Here is a 21048-nt window from a genome sequence, read left to right on the forward strand (position 1 = left end):
TCGGATCTCCACCGTCCGTGGCGTCAGCTCCCGGAGGCCGGACAGCCGAACGAGCATGCCTCCTCCTTGTCTTCCGCGGACGGCAGGAGCCGTGGCAGCCCAGCCAATGGTCAGCGGGCCGCTCGCTGGAGACCCGGTAGGTGATCCGGGCGGGACTGCGCAGTTCCCAGGAACGGGGGCGCGGTGGCGTGACCGTCCGCCGAGATGCCCTCGCGGCGCAGCACCTTGATCACTGTTCGGAGCAGAATGCGCAGGTCGAGGCGGAGAGATCGGGTATCGACGTAGCGCACGTCGTAGGCGAACTTCTCCTCCCAGCTCAGGGCGTTGCGGCCGTTCACCTGCGCCAGCCCGGTGATGCCCGGCCGCACCTCGTGGCGCCGGGCCTGCTCCGGCGTGTACCGGTCGAGGTACTCGACCAGCAGGGGACGGGGGCCCACGAGACTCATGTCCCCCCGCAGAACGTTCCACAGTGTCGGCAGTTCATCGAGACTGGAGGCCCGCAGCCAACGACCGAAGCTGGTCAGCCGCTCGGTGTCGGTGGCCCGGCTGCGGCCCGGAGGATGCATTGTCCGGAACTTCCGCAGCTCGAACAGCCTGCCGCTGAGGCCGGGCCTGGTCTGGCGGAAAATGACCGGCCGGCCCAGCGCGCACCGGACGGCGACAGCCACGCCGAGCATGACCGGCGACAGCAGCAGCAGCCCGAGCCCGGCGATCAGGACGTCGACTCCTCGCTTGACTCCGTCGTAGCGGATCAGGTTGGCGGTCACGGCGTACTCCCTGGTGATCGGCTGTTCTGTCGCACCCTGCGGTCCCGCTCGGGGGACGGGGCTGCGCGCGGAAACGTGGCGGGCCGCAAGGCCGTTCAAGCGGTTGCCGGCGGCGCCGGCAGTCGGTAGGCGGGAAAGAACCCGGAACGGCGCAGTTCGTCGGCCGGCCGGTGGAGTTCCACGGCCCGCTGACGAACCAGCGCGTCGTACCGGGCCGGGTCGATGACCACGGATGCCGTCCAGAACTCGGTGCGGACTCCACCGAAGGACTTCTTGAACTGGAACAGGCTGTCGTCGGGTCGTACGCCGCCGCCCAGGTGGACCGTGGCACAACCGTGGCCCGCCGCCCACTCGAACACTGTCCAGAGCAGCAGGTTGTTGGCGCCGCTGCGCGCGGCGGAGACGTCCGAGCCGGCCAGGTGGTAGTGCATCCGGTCGCCGTGGCGCATGAACAGCGCCGAGGCGACCACCACACCGTCGGGGTCGTGCACCTCAGCAACGAGGAGGGACTTGCCCAGGTCGAGGTGCAACAAGCGGTAGTAGCGGTCGGGAAAGACGTACCTGGGGTCGCTTCCCACCCGTTCCATGGTCCGCTCGTACAACGTCCGGAACGAGGACGCGGCGGTCAGGTCGTCGCCGTCGGCCCGGCGTATCGATGCCTCCAACCCGCTACGTAGTGCCTTTCGGACCGCCGTGCGGCATCGTCCCGCCATGCCATCCCAGACAGCCTGCGCGCCCTGATGCACGGCGACGGCGACGGTGTCGGCCCGGCGGATCATCGTGATCGCGCCGAGCGTCCGGGCCGCCGCCACCGACGCCATGTCCAGTGGGGAGAAGCGGAGGAACATGCTGACCAGTCCGAGGTTCCTCCATTGCCCCACGGTCTCCGACCAGCACCGGGCCAGCTCGTCCGCGGGGCACCCGGTTTCGACGTGCAAGCCGGAGTAGCCGTACGGGCTCTGCGCGTCGTGCAGGCCGCCGGCGAGCGGCTGGACGAGGTAGGGCGCCATCAACCGGCCCGGCGCGTACGCGAGGTGCCAGGTGCCGCCGTCGGCGGCGGCGACTGCGGCACCGTAGCCGGGCGTGAAGTACACATCCGGGTAGGTCTCCGGTGCGCCTCCGCCGGGCCCGTCGAGGAAGCGAACCATCACCGACCGTCCAGGAAGTTTTCGATCCGGGCCGTGAGCTGGTCGACCTGGGCATCGGTGAGACACGATCCGCTGGGCAGGGTCAGCCCTTGGGCGAAGAGTCGTTCGGCATTGCCGGTCAGGACGGCTGATGAGCCGTGGAAGGCGGGTTGGAGGTGCATGGGCTTCCACACCGGCCGGGTCTCGACGTTCGCCCGGCCCAGGTGGTCGGCCAGGTCCCGGGCGCGCCACCCGGCTTCTTCGGGATCCACCACGATCACCGTGAGCCAGGAGTTGGCCCCGGGGTCGGCGTCGGCGAGCAGTCGTACGCCGGGAATTCCGGCAAAGATCTTGGCGTACCGGTCCCGAAGGCGTCGGCGTCGGGCGATCATCTCGTCGAGTCGACGGAGCTGAGCGCGACCGAGGGCGGCGAGCAGATTGCTCAGTCGGTAGTTGTATCCCGTCTCGGTGTGCTCGTAGTGGTGCGCCGGCTGGCGCGCCTGGGAGGCGAGGTAGCGGCAGCGGCGGACGAGGTCGAGGTCGTCGGAGAGCAGCATTCCGCCGCCAGAGGTGGTGATGATCTTGTTGCCGTTGAAGGAGAGCGCGGCCGCCAATCCGAAGGAGCCGGCCGGTCGGCCCTGGTGGCTGGCGCCGAGCGACTCGGCCGCGTCCTCGACGACGGGCACGCTGACCGCCGCGCACAGCGGCAGTAGCGCGCTGTAGTCGACACAGCACCCGAACATGTCCACGGGCACGACGGCGGCGACCCGCCGGCGACCCGCGAGCACCTGCTCGACCAGCGCCACGTCGATGTTGCCGGTTTGCGGATCGCAGTCGACGAAGACCGGCTCGGCCCCGGTGTAGCGGACAGCGTTCGCGGTGGCGACGAAGGTCAGGGTGGGCACGACCACCACGGTGTCCGGGCCCACGCCGGCCGCCAGCAATGCCAGGTGCAGCGCGGCGGTGCCGGAGCTGAGAGCCACCGCGGCGCGTCTGCCGGTCCGCTCGCTGATCTCGCGCTCGAACGCGTCGAGATCCGGTCCCGCCGGCGCAGCCCAGCCCGACCGCAGGGCGCGAACGACGTAGGACTCCTCGAGCGGTCCGATGTCGGGAGCGGAGAGGTGGATCCGCCCGCTCATCGCGTCGCCACCGGTCGGGATTCGTGCGGGTGGCGCGGTTTGCCCGTGTGCCGGCATTCGGCTGTCATCCTCCCGCGCGACAAACTCACCTCAGGGTTATATCAGGATGACAGTCAGTAAATCCCCTAATGGGCATGATACGAGCACCGAGTCGGGCTCGTCACGGTCCGGTTTCGGGTGGGCGCCGTCCGCCCCTGGGCAATGGCCCGGTCAGGGCCAGTCGTCGCCGGCAGCCAGTCGGCGGCTGAGCAACTCGCGCAGTGGGACCGACTCCCCATCACGTCCGCCTCTTCCCACTGTCAGCGGCGCGGGCTGCGGCTGTGGGTCCGCGCCGAACAGGCGTGCCCGGAGGCTGGGCGGGACACCCAACAGGTAGAAGTTTCCCCGCGCGTCGACGGCTCGGCTCCGGGCCCTGTCGACGTACCACCCGGTGAGTCGGCTGCGATACCGCCCGCCGCCGTCGTACGGCTGGACCATGAGCCGCTCGCGGCGCAGGCCACGCCGGTCCGCCTCGGCCGCGAACCAGGCCACCAGCCGGGCGGCCTCCGCCGCCTCGTCGGCGCGGCGCCGCTCGTCCGCGGCCGCATGCGCCCGTAGCGCCTGCTCCCGTTGTTCACGCCAGGCGAGTGCGCCGTCGTCCATGGACCCCAACGGTACGCGCCGGAATGACGGCGACATGTGCGCCAATTGGCCATGATACGCGGTGCAGATGGCGTAATGTCCGCTTCCATGGCGGGGCAGGTTCATGTGGACGAGACGTCCGCGGCGCGACGGTCACCTTGGGATCCGAACGGCCATGGTGCCGGTCCGGGCAGACGCCGCCGCCGGTGGTGGCCGCGGCGCCCGTGGGCGCAACTGGTCGCCGTGCTCGCGATCCTGGTGCTCCTGCTGATCGGCGGCGGTGGCCTCGCCGGCTGGCTGTACCTGCGGTCGGTGGAGCACGAGGTCAAGCGGGTCGACGCGTTCCGGGGTCTGCCGGACGAGCAGCGGCCGGTGCGCGCGGCGGCCTCGGCGCTCAACTTTCTGGTGGTCGGCACGGACAAGACCGAGCCGGGCGACAGCGTCTCGCGCACCGACACCATCATGGTGGTCCACATTCCGCGCAGTCGGGACCGGGCCCAGCTGATCTCGATCCCGCGGGACACCTGGACCACGATCCCGCAGTCGTTGCCCGAAGACGGCGGCGGGCCGCGGAAAGCCAAGATCAACGCGGCGTACGCTTGGGGCGGGGAGCCGCTGCTGGTCCGCACCATCGAGCAGTTCACCCGGGTGCGCGTCGACCACGTCGTCGTGGTGGACTTCGCGGGTTTCGGCAAGGTGATCGACGTCCTCGGCGGGGTGGAGGTCAGCGTCGACAAGCCGTTCGTGTCGGAGCTGGCCCCCGGCGGGCTGCTGAAACCGGGCATGCACCACATGGACCGTGCCCTGGCGCTGGACTACGCCCGGCAGCGCAAGCAGTTCGCCGACGGCGACTACAGCCGGATGCGGCACCAGCAGGCGATCGTCGCCGCGGTCATGCGGGAGGCCGGCCGGAAGGGTGTGCTGGCCGACCCCGGCCAGCTCAATGACTTCCTGCGGGCCACCGCCGGTGCGGTGCAGGTGGACCGGGACCTGGCGTTGTCCGACACCGTGTGGGGCCTGCGTCAGATCCGCTCCGACAAGGTCACCATGCTGACGAGCCCCACATCCGGGGTGGGCACGGTCGGCGACCAGAGTGTGATCTTTCCGGACCTGCCCGCGTCGGCGAAGCTCTTCGATGCGGTCAAGAACGACCGGATGGACGCCTGGCTGGCCGAGAACCCGTCCGCGGTCGACGGCAACTGAGTCGGCGGCCCGGGAGCCACGGGGGGTCCCGGGCCGCCGGCCGTCAGGCCAGACCGGCCCGGCGCAGGGCGTCCGCCATGGCGCCGCTCGCCGGAGCCCCGCCGTCTCGGCCCCCGCGCTGCTGCTGCCCGCCCCGCGAACCGCTCCGGTCCCCTCGCGGCGTGCCGCCCTGGCCGCCCCGCGGACCACCGCCGCCCTGCCCGCCGCGCTCCCGCCGGCCGTCGTCGGACGGGCGGCCACCGCCGGCCGGTGCCTCATCCTCCAGCCGCAGGGTCAGCGAGATGCGCTTGCGCGGCACGTCCACGTCGAGCACCTTGACCCGGACCACGTCGCCGGACTTCACCACGTCCCGCGGGTCCTTGACGAAGGTGTGCGACATCGCCGACACGTGCACCAGCCCGTCCTGGTGCACGCCCACGTCGACGAACGCCCCGAAGGCGGCCACGTTGGTGACCACGCCCTCCAGCAGCATCCCCGGCGTCAGGTCGCTGATCTTCTCCACCCCCTCGACGAACGTCGCGGTCCGGAACTCCGGCCGCGGGTCGCGGCCGGGCTTCTCCAGCTCGGCGAGGATGTCGGTGACGGTGGGCAGGCCGAACGTGCCGTCGACGTAGTCGGTGGCTTTCAACCCGCGCAGGATGGCCGACTTCCCGATGACCGACCGCAGGTCCTGCCCGGTGCTGGCGAGGATCCGCCGCACCAGCGGGTACGCCTCGGGGTGCACGCTGGACGAGTCGAGCGGGTCGTCGCCGCCGGGGATGCGCAGGAAGCCGGCGCACTGCTCGAACGCCTTCGGCCCGAGCCGCGCCACCTTCTTCAGCTCCGACCGGGTGCGGAACGGCCCGTTGGCGTCCCGGTGCAGCACGATGTTCTCGGCCAGCCCGGCGCCGATGCCGGAGACCCGGGTGAGCAGGGGAGCGGAGGCGGTGTTGACATCCACGCCGACCGCGTTGACGCAGTCCTCGACGACGGCGTCCAGCGAGCGGGACAGCTTCACCTCGGACAGGTCGTGCTGGTACTGGCCGACCCCGATCGAGCGCGGGTCGATCTTCACCAGCTCGGCCAGCGGGTCCTGGAGGCGGCGGGCGATGGAGACCGCGCCGCGCAGCGACACGTCCAGCCCGGGCAGCTCCTGGGAGGCGTACGCGGAGGCGGAGTAGACCGACGCGCCGGCCTCGGAGACCATCACCTTGGTCAGCTTCAGCTCCGGGTGCCGCTTGATCAGGTCGGCGGCGAGCTTGTCGGTCTCCCGGCTGGCGGTGCCGTTGCCGATGGCGACCAGCTCCACGCCGTGCGCGGCGGCCAGCGTGGCCAGCGTGTGGAGCGAGGCGTCCCACTGCCGGCGCGGCTCGTGCGGATAGATGGTGTCGGTGGCGACCACCTTGCCGGTGGCGTCGACGACGGCCACCTTCACCCCGGTACGCAGGCCCGGGTCCAGGCCCATGGTGGCCCGGGTGCCGGCGGGTGCGGCGAGCAGCAGGTCGCGCAGGTTGGTGGCGAAGACCCGCACGGCCTCCTCCTCGGCGGCCTGCCACAACCGCATCCGCAGGTCCGCGCCGAGGTGGATGAGGATCCGGGTACGCCAGGCCCAGCGCACCGTGTCCGCCAGCCACTTGTCGGCGGGGCGCCCCTGGTCGCTGACCCCGAACCGGCCGGCGATGGCCGCCTCGTACCGGGTGGGGCCGGTGACGACCGCGTCGGCGTCGCCGTCGGCCTCCGGGGCCATGGTCAGGTCGAGCACGCCCTCCTTCTCGCCCCGGAACATGGCCAGGATCCGGTGCGAGGGCAGCTTCGGGTACGGCTCGGCGAAGTCGAAGTAGTCGGCGAACTTGGCGCCGGCGGTCTCCTGGCCCTCGCGTACTCGGGAAACCAGCCGGCCCCGCGACCACATCTGCTCGCGCAGCGTGCCGATCAGGTCGGCGTCCTCGGCGAAGCGTTCGATGAGGATGTGCCGCGCGCCCTCCAGCGCGGCGGCCGCGTCCGCGACGCCCTTGTCGGCGTCGACGAAACCGGCGGCGGTCTCCCGGGGGTCCCGCGTCGGGTCGGCCAGCAGCGTGTCCGCCAGGGGCTCCAGCCCGGCCTCGCGGGCGATCTGCGCCCGGGTCCGCCGCTTCGGCTTGTACGGCAGGTAGATGTCCTCCAGGCGGGACTTCGAGTCGGCCGCCATGATCTGCGCTTCCAGGGCCTCGTCGAGCTTGCCCTGGCCGCGGATGGACTCCAGCACCGCGGCGCGCCGCTCGTCCAGCTCGCGCAGGTAGCGCAGCCGCTCCTCGAGGGTGCGCAGCTGCGCGTCGTCGAGCAGGCCGGTGGCCTCCTTGCGATAGCGGGCGATGAACGGCACGGTGGCGCCGCCGTCGAGCAGCTCCACGGCCGCCCGCACCTGGCGTTCGGCGACGCCGAGCTCGTCGGCGATGCGCTGGTGAACAGACTGGGTCACGATCTTGATCCGCCTTCGCTGTGGGTTCCGTGCCGATTCTGCCGCCCCCCGCCCTCAGGTAAGGCGGGGGCCCTTCTTATCGCCTTCTGTTGTATAGGGGCCGCCGCCTAACCAGCGGTGCGCCCGACGCGGCGCGCGTGGCGGTGTCGCCCCGCTATCGTGGCGATCATGGAACTACCTGCGGATCCGCGGGCCCGTCGGCTCTTCGGCGGCAGCGCCCGGGCGCTCGGCGACCTGGCGGCGAGCCCCTTCCGGGCCGACCGGGACCGGATCGTGGCTTCGCCGTTCTTCGCCCGGCTGAACGGGGTCACCCAGGTGATCAGCCCGTCCGGGTCGGGCCTGCTGGTGCACAACCGGCTCACCCACAGCCTGAAGGTGGCGCAGGTGGCCCGGGCGATCGCCGAGCGGCTCACCGCCGACGACGAGCACCGCGCGCTGCTGGCGAAGCTGGGCGGCTGCGACCCGGACGTGGTGGAGGCCGCTGCGCTCGCCCACGACCTGGGGCACCCGCCGTTCGGGCACCTGGGGGAGCGGGTGCTCGATCGGCTGGCCCGGGAGCGGCTCGGCCTGACCGACGGCTTCGAGGGCAACGCGCAGTCGTACCGGATCGTTACCAGCACCGAGATCCGCGGCGCGGCGACCACCGGGCTGGACCTCACCGCGGCGGTGCGGGCGGCGATGCTGAAGTACCCGTGGACCCGCCTCGACCACCCCGACCCGCACCCGCGCACCCTGGACCCGGCGCCGCGTGGCGCGGCCGCCCCGCCCGACGATCCGGAGAGCGGGTCGGTGAAGTTCGGGGCGTACCGGACGGAGCTGGCCGATCTGCGGCAGGCCCGGGAGCCGTTCGCCGGCCGGATCGCCGACTGGCAGCAGACCGTCGAGGCGTCGATCATGGACACCGCCGACGACATCGCGTACGCCATCCACGACGTGGAGGACTTCTACCGGGTCGGGGTGCTCCAGCAGGGCGCGGTGGCCGCCGAGCTGATGGCCTGGCAGCGCGACGTCGACCACTTCCGTACCGCCACCGACGGTGGCCTGGACGGCGCGGCCCGCCGGCCCGGCGCGGCGATCGAGCGGCTGCGCCGCCAGTTGCACCGCAAGGACTCCTGGATCGCCGACGACGAGGCGTTCGCCGCCGCTGTGGAACACGTCCGGCAGGAACTGGTGGAGGGCCTGCTCGCCTCGCCGTTCGACGGCTCGATCGAGGCCGAGCAGTACGTGGCCCGCTTCTCCGCCCGCTGGTCCACCCGATTCGTCGACGCCATCCGGGTGACCGCCGACCCGCACGTCCGCTCCGGGCACGTCCTGCTGGCCCGGGCGCAGTGGCACGAGGTGCAGGTGCTCAAGTTCGTCCACCACCGGTTCGTGCTGGCCCGCCCCGACCTTGCCCTGCACCAGCGGGGGCAGGCGCGGCTGCTCGGCACCCTGGTCGAGGCGCTGTGGGAGTGGCTGCTCGACCCGGAGGAGGAGTCCCGGCTGCCCCGGCGGCTGCACGACCTGGTCGAGCTGGCGGAGGCGGAACTGCATCCGCGTACCCCGGACCGGGTGGGCCGGGCCCGTGGGCGGGCGATCGTCGACTTCGTCGCGCAGCTCACCGACGGGCAGGCGGTGGCGATGCTGGACGCGCTGTCCGGGCGGTCCGGGGCACTGTGGACCGACGCGTTCGTACTCTGATCGGCGCCTGCGGTCCGGCAGGGCCTCCGTGCCACGCCAGGTGCCCCGCGCGCCTCAGGCGATCGCCTGCCACCACCCGTCCACCGCCGGCGGGTCGTCCACCACCACCCGCTCGCCGGGCCGGGGCACCGCCAACCGCACGTCGCGCGCCTTCGCCTCGGCCCAGAGCCGGTCCACCGGCTCCGACCAGTCGTGCAGGGCCAGGTTGAACGTCGCCCAGTGCACCGGTACGAACAGCCCGCCGCGCAGGTCGAGGTGGGCGGCGACGGCCTCCTCGGGGAACATGTGGATGCTCGGCCACGCCCGGTCGTACGCGCCGATCTGGACCAGCGTGACGTCGAACGGACCGTGCTCGGCGCCGATGGCGGCGTACCCGTCGAAGTAGCCGGAGTCGCCGGTGTAGAAGACCTTCCGGTGCGCGCCGGCGATCACCCACGAGCTCCACAGCGTGCCGTCGCGGCGCAACCCGCGCCCGGAGAAGTGCTGCGCGGGGGTGGCGGTCAGGGTCAGCCCGTCGACCTGGTGCTGCTCGGACCAGTCCAGCTCGACGATCCGCTCCTCGGGCACGCCCCAGCGGTCCAGGTGGGCGCCGACCCCGAGCGGGACGACGAACGGGGCGGACTGGTGGGCGAGTAGCCCGCGCACGGTCGCCATGTCCAGGTGGTCGTAGTGGTCGTGGGAGATCAGGATGGCGTCCAGCGGCGGCAGCTCGTCGAGGCGCACCGGGGGTTCGTGGATGCGCCGGGGGCCGACCGCCGCGGCGGGGGAGCAGCGGTCGCTCCACACCGGGTCCAGCAGCACCCGGCGGCCCTCGATCTCGACCAGTGTGGAGGCGTGGCCGTACCAGACCACGTTGAGTTCGCGGTCGGTGTCGCCGCCGGTCGGCGTGCCGCCCGGGTGCAGCAGCGGGACGGCCGTGCCCGGCCGGCGCTTCTGCTTGCCGAAGATCAACTCTTTGAGCAGGTTGCGGCCGGGGTCGGCGACCATCGTCCGAGTGCCGGCGAGGTTGTGGAAGATGCCGTCGCGGAACTGCGGCGACCGGCCCGCCCGCTCGGCCCGCCGGCCGGCGAGCCGACCGCCGAGCTGGGCGGGCACGTCCCGGGCCGTCCAGGCCAGGCCGGCCACTGCGGCGAGTCCCGCCATCCGCCACAGCCGCCCGCCGCGGGCCTGCTCGACCGTCCGCTCCGCCGCGTCGCCCATGCGCCGTCCTCTCCGCCTCGGTCTCCTCGTACACGCTAGTCACCCGGCGGCCCGCGCGCCCACCCGCCGCGGTCCGGCCGGGTGCCGGGCCAGGACGGACTGCCGGCGCGGGGGAGGGCTCAGCCGTCGCGGCGCAGCACGGCGGCGGCCGAGCCGCCGACCGCCTGGGCGGCCCGTGCGCCCCGGGCGAGGGCGTTGCCCACGGTACGGGCCAGCCGGGGCAGGTCGGGCAGCCAGCCGCCGCGTACCGACGCGCTGGCCGGGTCCGGCGCGAACACCACGCCGTCGGTCGGCGGCACCAGCCGGCCGGTCAGCCCTAAGCCATCACGGCCGCGGTGTGCACCCAGACGTCGATCCGGCCGAAGCCGTCCACGGCGGCCGCCGCGAGGGCGTCCAGCGCGCCGGGCTCGGTGACGTCGGTGGGGACCGCCAGGACCTCCGCGCCCGCCCGGCGGCACTCCCGGCCCACCTCGGCCAGCGTCCCCCGGTCCCGGGCCGCGAGGACCAGGCGGTCCCCGCGCTCGGCGAACTCGCGGCCCGCCGCCCGGCCGATGCCGCTGGTCGCCCCGGCGATCACCACCACCCGACTCACGGCGCGAGCACGACCTTCACGCAGCCGTCCTCCTTCTTCTGGAACATCTCGTACGCCTGCGGCGCCTGCTCCAGCGGCAGCCGGTGGGTGCGCAGGTCCGCCACGCCCAGCGGGTCGTCGTCGCCGGCGAGCAACGGCATGATCTCGTCGGTCCAGCGGCGTATGTGGCACTGGCCCATCCGCAGCTGGATGCCCCGGTCGAACATCTCCATCAGCGGCATCGGGTCCTGCTCGCCGCCGTACACCCCGGAGACGGAGACGGTGCCGCCGCGGCGCACGGCCTTGAGCGCGGCGTGCAGCACCACGAGCCGGTCCACCCCGGCCTTGTCGATCAGGGGCTGGGCCAGCTTGTCCGGCAGCAGGCCGGCGGCGGTCTGGGCGAACCTGCCGACCGGCGCGCCGTGCGCCTCCATGCCGACCGCGTCGATCACGGCGTCCGGGCCGCGGCCGTCGACCAGGTCGATCAGCGCGCCGGGCACGTCGTCGAGCTGGGTGACGTCGAGGGTCTCGATGCCGTGCCGGCGGGCCATCTCCAGCCGCTCGGGCACCAGGTCCAGGCCGATCACCCGGCCGGCGCCGAGGTGGCGGCCGATCCGGGCGCAGAACTGGCCGACTGGTCCGAGCCCGAAGACGGCCAGCGTGCCGCCGGGTGGAGTGTCGGCGTACTTCACCGCCTGCCACGCGGTGGGCAGGATGTCGGAGAGGTAGAGGTACCGCTCGTCCGGCCCGCTCTCCGGGATCTTGATCGGGCCGAACTGGGCCTGTGGTACCCGCAGGTACTCGGCCTGCCCGCCGGGCACGGAGCCGTAGAGGGAGGTGTAGCCGAACAGCGAGGCGCCCTTGCCCTCGGCGGTCACCTGGGTGGTCTCGCACTGGGCGTAGAGCTGTCGCTGGCACATCCAGCAGTCGCCGCAGGAGATGTTGAACGGGATCACCACCCGGTCGCCGGGCTTGAGCCGGGTCACCCCGGGCCCGACCTCCGCGACGACGCCCATCGGCTCGTGGCCGAGGATGTCGCCGGGCTTCAGGTACGGCCCGAGCACTTCGTACAGGTGCAGGTCCGACCCGCAGATCGCGGTGGAGGTGATCCGGACGATCGCCTCGGTCGGCTCCTCGATGCGGGGATCGGGTACCTCCTCCACGCGGACGTCCCGCTTCCCCTGCCAGGTAAGCGCCTTCATGCCTGATTTCCCCTCTCGGTGCCGTCCGTGGGACTGCTACCCGGGAGAGCGCACTTGAACCGGCGCCACCCGCCGCACCGGCCGTCGCCGGTCGCGCCGGTCCCGCTGGTCGCGCCGGCCTGCGGTGGCCGGGCCACGCGGGCCCCGCCCGCTCACCGACGGTCAGGCTCCCGCCTCCCGAGTACGACCACCTCGCCCGCCTTTGCTCTGCTTCAGCCGAGGCAACAGGCACGTAGTGTGATCGGGGCGTGGACCTTCGTCCGGCTATTCACGCCGACTGTTGCCTGTTCAGCGCGGTGTTGCCTGGAGTGAAGCAGAGCAAAGGCGCTCGGGTGGGGGTGGTGGGCCCGAGCGGGGCGGTCACGCTCGGTTGTCGCCTCGTTCGTCCCTGAGGGTGACTGCGGGTGACGGTGGCGCCGGCGGTTTCGGCGCGGGGATGTGCCGCCCGCGGAAGCGCCGGCCGTCGTGCCCGTCACGGGTACGGCGGCTGGCGCTCGCCGGGGTGTTCGCCCGGTCAGGAACCGGGGGTGTCGCCGCGCTTCGCGGTCGCCGCGAGGTAGTCGCGGTTGAGCCGGCCGATGGTGTTCAGCGGGATGCCCTTCGGGCAGACCGCGGTGCACTCGCCGGCATTGGTGCAGCCGCCGAAGCCAGCCTCGTCGTGCGCGTCGACCATGCCGATCACCCGGGTGTAGCGCTCCGGCTGGCCCTGCGGCAGCAGCGAGAGCTGAGTGATCTTGGCAGCGGTGAAGAGCATGCCGGAGCCGTTCGGGCAGGCCGCCACGCACGCGCCGCAGCCGATGCAGGCGGCCGAGGAGAAGGCGGCGTCCGCGTCGGCCTTGGCCACCGGGGTGGCGTGTGCCTCCGGGGCGCTGCCGGTCGGCGCGGTGATGTACCCGCCGGCCGCGATGATCTTGTCGAAGGCGCCCCGGTTGACCACCAGGTCCTTGATCACCGGGAAGGCGCGGGCCCGCCACGGCTCGATGTCGATCGTGTCGCCGTCGGAGAACTGCCGCATGTGCAGCTGGCAGGCGGTGGTGCCGCGCTGCGGCCCGTGCGCGTCGCCGTTGATCATCAGCCCGCACATGCCGCAGATGCCCTCGCGGCAGTCGTGGTCGAACGCGACCGGCTCCTCCCCTTCGAGGATCAGCCGCTCGTTGAGCACGTCGAGCATCTCCAGGAACGACATGTCCGGGGAGACGTCCTCGACCTGGTAGGTCACCATCCGACCCTTGTCGTCGGGGCCGCTCTGGCGCCAGATGCGCAGGGTCAGGTTCACTTGTAGCTCCGCTGCGTGGGGTGGACGTACTCGAACTTCAGGTCTTCCTTGTGCAGCACGGGCTGGCCGCCGCCGGCGTACTCCCAGGCCGCCACGTAGGCGAACCGGTCGTCGTCGCGCTGCGCCTCGCCGTCCGGGGTCTGGTACTCGCCCCGGAAGTGGCCGCCGCAGGACTCCTCGCGGTGCAGGGCGTCGATGCACATCAGCTCGGCCAGCTCGAAGAAGTCGGCCACCCGGCCGGCCTTCTCCAGCGACTGGTTCAGCCCTTCGCCGTCACCCGGCACCCGGACCCGCTGCCAGAACTCCTCGCGCAGCGCCCGGATCTCGTCGATCGCCTTGCGCAACCCGGCGTCGGTGCGCTCCATGCCGCAGTGTTCCCACATGATCTGGCCCAGCCGGCGGTGGAACGAGTCGACCGTGCGGTCGCCGTTGACGGCCAGCAGCCGGGCGATCCGCTCCTCGACGTCGCGCCGCGCGGCGACCGCCTCCGGGTGACTCGGCTCCACCTTCTCCAGCGGGCCGGACGCCAGGTAGTTGGCCAGGGTGTTCGGCAGCACGAAGTAGCCGTCGGCCAGTCCCTGCATCAGCGCCGAGGCGCCGAGGCGGTTCGCACCGTGGTCGGAGAAGTTCGCCTCACCGATCACGAACAGGCCGGGGACGGTCGACTGGAGGTCGTAGTCGACCCAGAGGCCGCCCATCGTGTAGTGCACGGCGGGATAGATCCGCATCGGCACCTCGTACGGGTCCTCGCCGGTGATCCGCTCGTACATCTCGAAGAGGTTGCCGTACTTGGCCTCGATGGCCTTGCGGCCGAGCCGGCCGATCGCGTCGGCGAAGTCCAGGTAGACGCCGAGCCCGCCCGGGCCGACGCCCCGGCCCTCGTCGCAGACATTCTTCGCGGCCCGGGAGGCGATGTCCCGCGGGACCAGGTTGCCGAAGGAGGGGTAGATCCGCTCCAGGTAGTAGTCCCGCTCGTCCTCGGGGATGTCCCGCGGGGCGCGGTCGTCGCCCTTGGCCTTCGGCACCCACACCCGGCCGTCGTTGCGCAGCGACTCGCTCATCAGGGTCAGCTTCGACTGGTGGTCGCCGGAGACCGGGATGCAGGTCGGGTGGATCTGGGTGTAGCAGGGGTTGGCGAAGTACGCGCCCTTGCGGTGCGCCCGCCAGGAGGCGGTGACGTTGCAACCCTTGGCGTTGGTGGAGAGGTAGAAGACGTTGCCGTAGCCGCCGGAGGCGAGCACGACCGCGTCGGCCATCTCGGTGCTGATCTCGCCGGTGACCAGGTCCCGGACCACGATGCCGCGGGCCCGGCCGTCGATCACGACCAGCTCCAGCATCTCGTGGCGGGAGTTCATCTCCACGTTGCCCAGGCCGATCTGCCGCTCCAGCGCCTGGTACGCGCCGAGCAGCAGCTGCTGGCCCGTCTGGCCCCGGGCGTAGAAGGTGCGCTGCACCTGCGCGCCGCCGAAGGAGCGGGTGTCGAGCAGGCCGCCGTACTCGCGGGCGAACGGCACGCCCTGGGCAACGCACTGGTCGATGATGTTGACCGAGACCTCGGCGAGCCGGTGCACGTTCGACTCGCGGGAGCGGAAGTCGCCGCCCTTGACGGTGTCGTAGAAGAGCCGGTGCACCGAGTCGCCGTCGTTGCGGTAGTTCTTGGCGGCGTTGATGCCGCCCTGCGCGGCGATCGAGTGCGCCCGGCGCGGGCTGTCCTGATAGCAGTAGGACCTGACGTGGTAACCCTGCTCGGCCAGGGTCGCCGCGGCCGAGCCGCCGGCCAGGCCGGTGCCGACCACGATGACGGTCAGCTTCCGCCGGTTGGCGGGGTTGACCAGCTTCATCTCGAACCGGTGGCGGTCCCACCGGGTCTCGATCGGGCCGTCCGGGGCCTTGGTGTCGGCGACCGGGTCGCCTTCGGTGTAGAGGTCCATGTCAGGCCACCAATCCGGTGAGTACGGCGAACGGGACCAGCAGGTAGCCGGCGCAGAGCGCGACGGCGAAGACCAGTGCGGCGGTCCGCGCCCGGCGCTCGCCCTTCGGGGTCTGCTGACCGAGGCTGCGGAACGCGCTGAAGGCGCCGTGGCGCAGGTGGAAGCCGAGCGTGACGATCGCCAGGGTGTAGAAGAGCGTGACGTACCAGCGCTCCGGCGCGAAGTCGGCGACCACGTTGCCGTACGGGTTGGCCGGGTCGCCCTGCGGGTTCAGGTGCCCCGTGGTCAGGTCCAGGATGTGGTAGATCACGAAGAGCAGGATGATCACCCCACCCCAGCGCATCGTCCTGGCCGCGTAGCTGCCCTGCACCTTCTTGCGGTGCGCGTACCTCACCGGACGGGCGGCCCGGGCGCGCAGCGCCAGCACGGTGGCGGCGGCGATGTGCGCCAGCACGGCCACCACCAGCACGGTGCGCTGGATCCACAGGTACCAGGTGGTGGGGAGCAGCGGCGTGCCGATGTCCCGCAGCCAGTGGGCGTAGTGGTCGAACGACGTCTCGCCGGTGAACACCTTGAGGTTGCCGAGCATGTGCAGGATCAGGAAGAGCACAAGGAGAATGCCCGTCACCGCCATGACGGCCTTGAGGCCGACGTTCGAGCGGATGGGCGACCGAGTTTTCGTGATTACCACATGCCCGACGCTAGGAGCAGTTTGATCAGTCGTCCAATGCATCGACCTCGCAGTCTTGATAGCCGTAGGCTATTCTGATGCAGCTCCATCAGCTCCGGTACTTCGTGGCGGTCGCAGAAGTCCGGCATTTCACCCAAGCCGCCGACCTGGTGGGCATAACCCAGCCGTCGTTGAGTAAGCAAATTCACGCCCTGGAGGCCGACCTCGGGGCCCCGCTCTTCGAGCGGGTAAGAGGCAACATCGCCCTCACCTCGGCCGGCGAGGTGCTGCTTCCGCTCGCCAAGCGGATCCTCGCCGACGTCGACACCGCCACCCGGGAGGTGCAGGAGCTGGTCGGGCTGCGCCGGGGCCGGGTCCGGCTCGGCGCCACCCCCAGCCTGGCCACCTCGCTCGCCCCGCCGGTGCTGCGCCGGTTCCGCGACGCCCACCCCACCGTCGACCTGCGGGTGGAGGAGGGCGGCTCGCAGGACCTGGTCCGCGACCTGGTCCGCGGCGACCTCGACCTGGCGCTGATCATCATGCCGGCCGCCGGCACCGACCCCGGGCTGCGCACCGACCCGATCCTGCGGGAGAGCCTGGTGGTCGCCTCGGTCGACCCGCTGCCGGCCGCCGGGGACACCGGCCAGCTGCGCATCACCGACCTGCGCGACCAGCCCCTCGTCATGTTCCGCGAGGGGTACGACCTGCGCGACGCCACCCTCCAGGCGTGCCGGGCGGCCGGCTTCGAGCCGAGCCTCGCCGTGGACGGCGGGGAGATGGACGCCGTGCTCAGCTTCGTCGAGGCGGGGCTCGGCGTCGCGGTGGTCCCCGGCATCGCGGTGGCCCGCCGTGCCGGCATCCGGGTCACCCACCTCGCCCCGCCCGGCGTACGGCGGACCATCGCGGTGGCCCGCCGCCGCGACGTGGTCCCCACCCACGCCGGCCGCGAACTGCGGCGCATCCTGCTCGAGTACGTCCACGACGCGGTCGCCGCCGACCAGCTCCCGGCCGGCGTCGAGCCGCTGGCCTAGCGCCCCTCGGCGTCGTCCATCGCGCGGTAGATGCGCTGCTCGGAGACGGGGTACGGGGTGCCGAGGGCCTGGGCGAAGACGTTCACCCGCAGCTCCTCGATCATCCAGCGGATCTGCCGGGCCGCCGCCGATGCCCGCAACGCCTGCGGCAGGGCGGCCAGCATGTCCTGGTACTCCCGCTCGACCACGGCGATGCGGTCCTGCTGCTGCTTGTCGCGCTGCGGGTTGCCGGCCAGCCGGTCCAGCCGCCGCTCGATCGCGGTGAGATAGCGCAGCAGGTCGGGCAGGCGGGCGTAGCCGGCCTCGGTGAGGAAGCCGGCGTGCACCAGGCCGTCGAGCTGCTTGCGGATGTCGGCCAGGGCGGCCACCACGGCCAGGTTCCGGGTGGCGCCGAGGCGCTGCTGCACCGCGTACGCGGCGGCCAGCACCTGCCGGGCCCGGCCCATCACCTCCACCACCGTGTCGACCAGGTCGGCGCGGACCCGCTCGCGCAGCGCGGCGAAGCCCTCGGCGTCCCAGGCCGGCCCGCCCGCGTCGGCGATCAGCTTGTCGATCGCCGCGCCGGCCGCGTCCTCGATCAGCGCCGGCACCCCGCCATGCGGGTTGCGGGACAGCGCCAGCTTCGCCTCGTTGCTCAGCCGCCCCTGCAGGAACCTCGCCGGCGACGGCACGGTCAGCCGCAGCAGCCGCCGGGTGCCCGCCCAGTGGGCGGCCTCCTGCTCGGCCGGGGAGTCGAACACCTTCACCCCGACCGTGGCGCCCTCGTCAGTCAGGGCCGGGTACGCGGTCACCGCGTAGCCGGCGCGGACCTGCTCGATGGTGCGGGGAAGATCGCCGATGCTCCACTCACGCAGGCCCGTCCGGGCCAGGTCCGGTGCGGCGGCGGCCACGACCTGGCGTACCTCCTGGCGGAGCTGGCGTTGCAGCGCGCCCAGGTCCTTGCCCTCGGCGACCGGCTTGTCGTCCTCGCCGAGCACCCGGAAGCCGACCCGCAGGTGCGGTGGCAGCTTCGCCGGGTCCCACGCCTCCCGGGGCACGGTGACCCCGGTCATCCGGCGCAGCTGCCGGGTGAGCGCGTCCAGCAGCGGCTCCTCGCCGGGGGTGATCGCGGCGAGGGCCGCGCGGGCGTAGTCGGGCACCGGCACGAAGTTGCGCCGGACCACCTTGGGCAGCGACCGGATCAGCGCGATCACCAGTTCCTCGCGCAGCCCGGGCACCTGCCAGTCGAAGCTCTCCGCCGGCACCTGGTTGAGCAGCGGCAGCGGGATGTCCACGGTGACGCCGTCGGTGGGCGCGGTCGGGTCGAAGGTGTACGTCAGCGGCAGCGTGACCCCGTCGGCCCGCCACTCGTCCGGGTAGTCGGCCTCGTCCACCCCGCCCCGGCCCGCGTTGACCAGCAGGTCCCGGCTGAAGGTGAGCAGCTCCGGCCGCTCCCGGCGGGTCTTGCGCCACCAGGAGTCGAAGTGCCGCCCGGAGACCACGTCGGCCGGGATCCGCTCGTCGTAGAACTGGAAGATCGTCTCGTCGTCGACCAGGATGTCGCGGCGCCGGGCCCGGTTCTCCAGCTCCTCCACCTCGGTCAGCAGCCGCTGGTTGTCCGTCCAGAACTGGTGATGGGTGGACCAGTCGCCCTCGACCAGGGCGTGCCGGATGAACAGCTCGCGGCTCAGGGCCGCGTCGATCCGCCCAAAGTTGACCTTGCGGGAGGTGACGATCGGGATGCCGTACAGGGTGACCTTCTCGTAGGCCATCACCGCGGCCTGCTTCTTCTCCCAGTGCGGCTCGCTGTAGCTGCGCTTGACCAGGTGCTGGGCGAGCGGCTCCACCCACTCCGGCTCGACCCGGCCGGCGACCCGCCCCCAGAGCCGGGAGGTCTCCACCAGCTCGGCGGCCATCACCCAACGCGGCGGCTTCTTGAACAGCGCCGACCCGGGGAAGATGGCGAACTTCGCGCCCCGGGCGCCCAGGTACTCGTGCTTCTGCGCGTCCTTCAGCCCGAGGTGCGACAGCAGGCCGGGCAGCAGGGACTGGTGCACCTTGGGGGTGTCGATCTCCTCCGGCAGGTCGGCGCCGGCGCCGCGCCGACCCGCACCCTTGTCTTCGGTACGTAGCACCTGGCGCAGCTGGCTGACGATGTCCTGCCACTCGCGCACCCGCAGGTAGTTCAGGTACTCCGCCTTGCACATCCGGCGGAACGCGCTGGAGGACAGCGCCCGCTGCTGCTCCCGCAGGTACCGCCACAGGTTCAGGTAGGCGACGAAGTCCGACTCCTTGTCGGCGAACCGGGCGTGCGCCTGGTCGGCCTGGGCCTGCTTGTCGGCCGGGCGCTCGCGCGGGTCCTGGATCGACAGCGCGGCGGCGATCACGATCACCTCGGTGGCGCAGCCGTTGCGCTCGCCCTCGATCACCATCCGGGCCAGCCGGGGGTCGACCGGGAGTTGGGCCAGCCGCCGGCCCAGCGGGGTGAGCCGCTTCGCCGGGTCGGTCTCGGCCGGGTCCAGCGCGCCCAGCTCGTGCAGCAGGTTCACGCCGTCGGTGATGTTGCGCCGGTCCGGCGGGTCGATGAACGGGAACGCGGCGATGTCACCCAGCCCGATCGAGGTCATCTGGAGGATGACCGAGGCCAGGTTGGTCCGCAGGATCTCCGGGTCGGTGAACTCGGGCCGGGAGTCGAAGTCCGGCTCGTCGTAGAGGCGGATGCAGATGCCGTCCGAGGTACGCCCGCAGCGCCCCTTGCGCTGGTTCGCGCTGGCCTGGGAGACCGGCTCGATGGGCAGCCGCTGGACTTTCAGCCGGCTGGAGTAGCGGGAGATCCGGGCGGTGCCGGGGTCAACCACGTACTTGATGCCGGGGACGGTCAGCGAGGTCTCCGCGACGTTGGTGGCGAGCACCACCCGGCGCCCGGCGTGCGGGGCGAAGACCCGGTGCTGCTCGGCGGCCGAGAGCCGGGCGTACAGCGGCAGGATCTCGGTGCCGAGCAGGGAACGTTTCGTCTGCACCAGCTTGCCCAGCGCGTCGGCGGTGTCTCGGATCTCCCGCTCCCCGCTGAGGAAGACCAGCACGTCCCCGGGGCCCTCCGCGGCCAGCTCCGCTACCGCGTCGCCGATGGCCTGGATCTGGTCCCGGACGTTCTCCTCGTCCCCGTCGTCGGCCGCCTCGCCCTCGATCACCTCGACCAGCGGCCGGTAGCGCACCTCCACCGGGTACGTCCGTCCGGACACCTCGACCACCGGGGCGGGCCTGCCGTCGGCGTCGGCGAAGTGCTGCGCGAACCGGTCGGTCTCGATGGTCGCCGAAGTGATGATCACCTTGAGGTCGGGCCGGCGGGGGAGGAGCTGCCGGAGATAGCCCAGGATGAAGTCGATGTTGAGGCTGCGCTCGTGCGCCTCGTCGATGATCAGGGTGTCGTACTGGCGCAGCATCCGGTCGGTCTGCAACTCGGCCAGCAGGATGCCGTCGGTCATCAACTTGACCAGGCTGTTGTCGCCCACCTGGTCGGTGAAGCGGACCTTGTAACCGACCACGTCGCCCAGCTCGGTGCCGAGCTCGTCGGCGATCCGGTCGGCCACCGTGCGGGCGGCCAGCCGGCGGGGCTGGGTGTGCCCGATCAGCCCGGTGATGCCGCGCCCCAGCTCCAGGCAGATCTTGGGCAGCTGGGTGGTCTTGCCGGAGCCGGTCTCGCCGGCCACGATCACCACCTGGTGGTCGCGGATCGCGGCGGCGATGTCGTCGCGGCGCTCGCTGACCGGCAACTGGGCCGGGTAGGTGATCGCCGGCACGGCGGCCCGCCGGCTCGCCAGCCGCGCCTCGGCCCGGTCCACCTCGGCGCTGATCTCGGCCAGCGCCGCCTCGCGCCGCTGCGGGTCGCGCAGCCGGCGGACCCCGTCCAGCCGCCGTTGCAGCCGGCGCTGGTCGCGGAACATCAGGGTGGGCAGGCGCCGGTGCAGGTCGCGGACGGTGTCGGGCGCGGCGGGTGCGGGTGGAGTGTGCATGTCGTCGCCAAGGATAGGCAGCCCGCCGCCCGACCGCCCCCGGGTTACCGGCCGGCTCGGGCGTCGACCGCCGCGCGGGGCGGCCGGGCCGGTCCCGCCGGGCGGGCAGCGACGACCACAGCTCGGCGCGAGCGCCTGCGGCAGCCGGGCCAAGATGCGCGCCTACCGGGAACGCTACCGGCCCGGCTGAACCGGCAATCC

15 protein-coding genes and 1 pseudogene are annotated in these 21048 nt (G+C 72.3%); 3 read left to right on the forward strand and 13 right to left on the reverse strand.

Going from position 1 to position 21048, the window contains the following annotated elements; genetic code table 11:
• Positions 1 to 110: 110 nt before the first annotated feature.
• From AB0H57_RS19580 to AB0H57_RS19595, 4 genes are all read right to left on the reverse strand, one after another.
• On the reverse strand, positions 111 to 767 hold the full coding sequence (locus AB0H57_RS19580) for a sugar transferase (RefSeq protein ID WP_357508337.1): 657 nt from the start codon (positions 765 to 767) through the stop codon (positions 111 to 113).
• 95 nt (positions 768 to 862) lie between these two features.
• Positions 863 to 1915 carry a GNAT family N-acetyltransferase gene (locus AB0H57_RS19585; RefSeq protein WP_357508339.1) on the reverse strand — a complete coding sequence of 351 codons (1053 nt, stop codon included), beginning with the start codon at positions 1913 to 1915 and terminating at the stop codon, positions 863 to 865.
• Positions 1915 to 3033, reverse strand: a complete 1119-nt coding sequence (locus AB0H57_RS19590; RefSeq protein ID WP_357508341.1) for an aminotransferase class I/II-fold pyridoxal phosphate-dependent enzyme — start codon at positions 3031 to 3033, stop codon at positions 1915 to 1917. The genes AB0H57_RS19585 and AB0H57_RS19590 overlap by 1 nt, the downstream gene beginning before the upstream one ends.
• A gap of 210 nt (positions 3034 to 3243) precedes the next feature.
• Positions 3244 to 3684 (reverse strand): hypothetical protein, encoded by a 441-nt coding sequence (locus AB0H57_RS19595; RefSeq protein ID WP_357508387.1) that lies wholly within the window; start codon positions 3682 to 3684, stop codon positions 3244 to 3246.
• Positions 3685 to 3897: 213 nt separating this feature from the next.
• Here AB0H57_RS19595 and AB0H57_RS19600 point away from each other — a divergent pair, with 213 nt between their 5' ends.
• Positions 3898 to 4857: an LCP family protein gene (locus AB0H57_RS19600; protein ID WP_357508343.1), complete on the forward strand. Its 960-nt coding sequence runs from the start codon at positions 3898 to 3900 to the stop codon at positions 4855 to 4857.
• A 43-nt stretch (positions 4858 to 4900) separates the two neighbouring features.
• Here AB0H57_RS19600 and AB0H57_RS19605 read toward each other — a convergent pair.
• Positions 4901 to 7374: pseudogene (locus AB0H57_RS19605) on the reverse strand (Tex family protein).
• Between the two features lie 88 nt (positions 7375 to 7462).
• Here AB0H57_RS19605 and dgt point away from each other — a divergent pair.
• On the forward strand, positions 7463 to 8974 hold the full coding sequence (dgt, locus tag AB0H57_RS19610) for a dGTP triphosphohydrolase (protein ID WP_357508345.1): 1512 nt from the start codon (positions 7463 to 7465) through the stop codon (positions 8972 to 8974).
• 54 nt (positions 8975 to 9028) lie between these two features.
• On the opposite strand, the gene AB0H57_RS19615 is transcribed toward dgt, so the two are convergent.
• The 7 genes from AB0H57_RS19615 to AB0H57_RS19645 form a co-directional block, all read right to left on the reverse strand.
• On the reverse strand, positions 9029 to 10117 hold the full coding sequence (locus tag AB0H57_RS19615; RefSeq protein ID WP_357508389.1) for an MBL fold metallo-hydrolase: 1089 nt from the start codon (positions 10115 to 10117) through the stop codon (positions 9029 to 9031).
• Positions 10118 to 10293: 176 nt separating this feature from the next.
• A complete protein-coding gene (locus AB0H57_RS19620; RefSeq protein ID WP_357508347.1) occupies positions 10294 to 10473 on the reverse strand; it encodes a hypothetical protein in 180 nt (59 codons plus the stop codon).
• A gap of 17 nt (positions 10474 to 10490) precedes the next feature.
• A complete protein-coding gene (locus AB0H57_RS19625) occupies positions 10491 to 10766 on the reverse strand; it encodes an SDR family NAD(P)-dependent oxidoreductase (protein ID WP_357508349.1) in 276 nt (91 codons plus the stop codon).
• Complete coding sequence (locus AB0H57_RS19630) at positions 10763 to 11947, reverse strand: zinc-dependent alcohol dehydrogenase (protein ID WP_357508351.1); 1185 nt, start codon at positions 11945 to 11947, stop codon at positions 10763 to 10765. The genes AB0H57_RS19625 and AB0H57_RS19630 overlap by 4 nt, the downstream gene beginning before the upstream one ends.
• 514 nt (positions 11948 to 12461) lie before the next feature.
• Entirely contained in the window at positions 12462 to 13223 is a 762-nt protein-coding gene (locus AB0H57_RS19635) for a succinate dehydrogenase/fumarate reductase iron-sulfur subunit (protein WP_357508353.1), read from the reverse strand.
• Positions 13220 to 15154, reverse strand: coding sequence for a fumarate reductase/succinate dehydrogenase flavoprotein subunit (locus AB0H57_RS19640; RefSeq protein WP_357508355.1), 1935 nt, complete (start codon positions 15152 to 15154; stop codon positions 13220 to 13222). The genes AB0H57_RS19635 and AB0H57_RS19640 overlap by 4 nt, the downstream gene beginning before the upstream one ends.
• A 1-nt stretch (position 15155) precedes the next feature.
• Positions 15156 to 15887 carry a succinate dehydrogenase cytochrome b subunit gene (locus tag AB0H57_RS19645; RefSeq protein ID WP_357508357.1) on the reverse strand — a complete coding sequence of 244 codons (732 nt, stop codon included), beginning with the start codon at positions 15885 to 15887 and terminating at the stop codon, positions 15156 to 15158.
• A gap of 29 nt (positions 15888 to 15916) precedes the next feature.
• Here AB0H57_RS19645 and AB0H57_RS19650 point away from each other — a divergent pair, with 29 nt between their 5' ends.
• The gene (locus AB0H57_RS19650) at positions 15917 to 16855 is read left to right on the forward strand and encodes a LysR family transcriptional regulator (protein ID WP_357508391.1); all 939 of its coding nucleotides are present in this window, start codon (positions 15917 to 15919) and stop codon (positions 16853 to 16855) included.
• Here AB0H57_RS19650 and hrpA read toward each other — a convergent pair.
• Complete coding sequence (hrpA, locus tag AB0H57_RS19655) at positions 16852 to 20847, reverse strand: ATP-dependent RNA helicase HrpA (protein WP_357508359.1); 3996 nt, start codon at positions 20845 to 20847, stop codon at positions 16852 to 16854. The genes AB0H57_RS19650 and hrpA overlap by 4 nt on opposite strands.
• Positions 20848 to 21048 lie beyond the last annotated feature (201 nt).

This window comes from Micromonospora sp. NPDC050686 (assembly GCF_040654475.1).
GTDB lineage: Bacteria > Actinomycetota > Actinomycetes > Mycobacteriales > Micromonosporaceae > Micromonospora.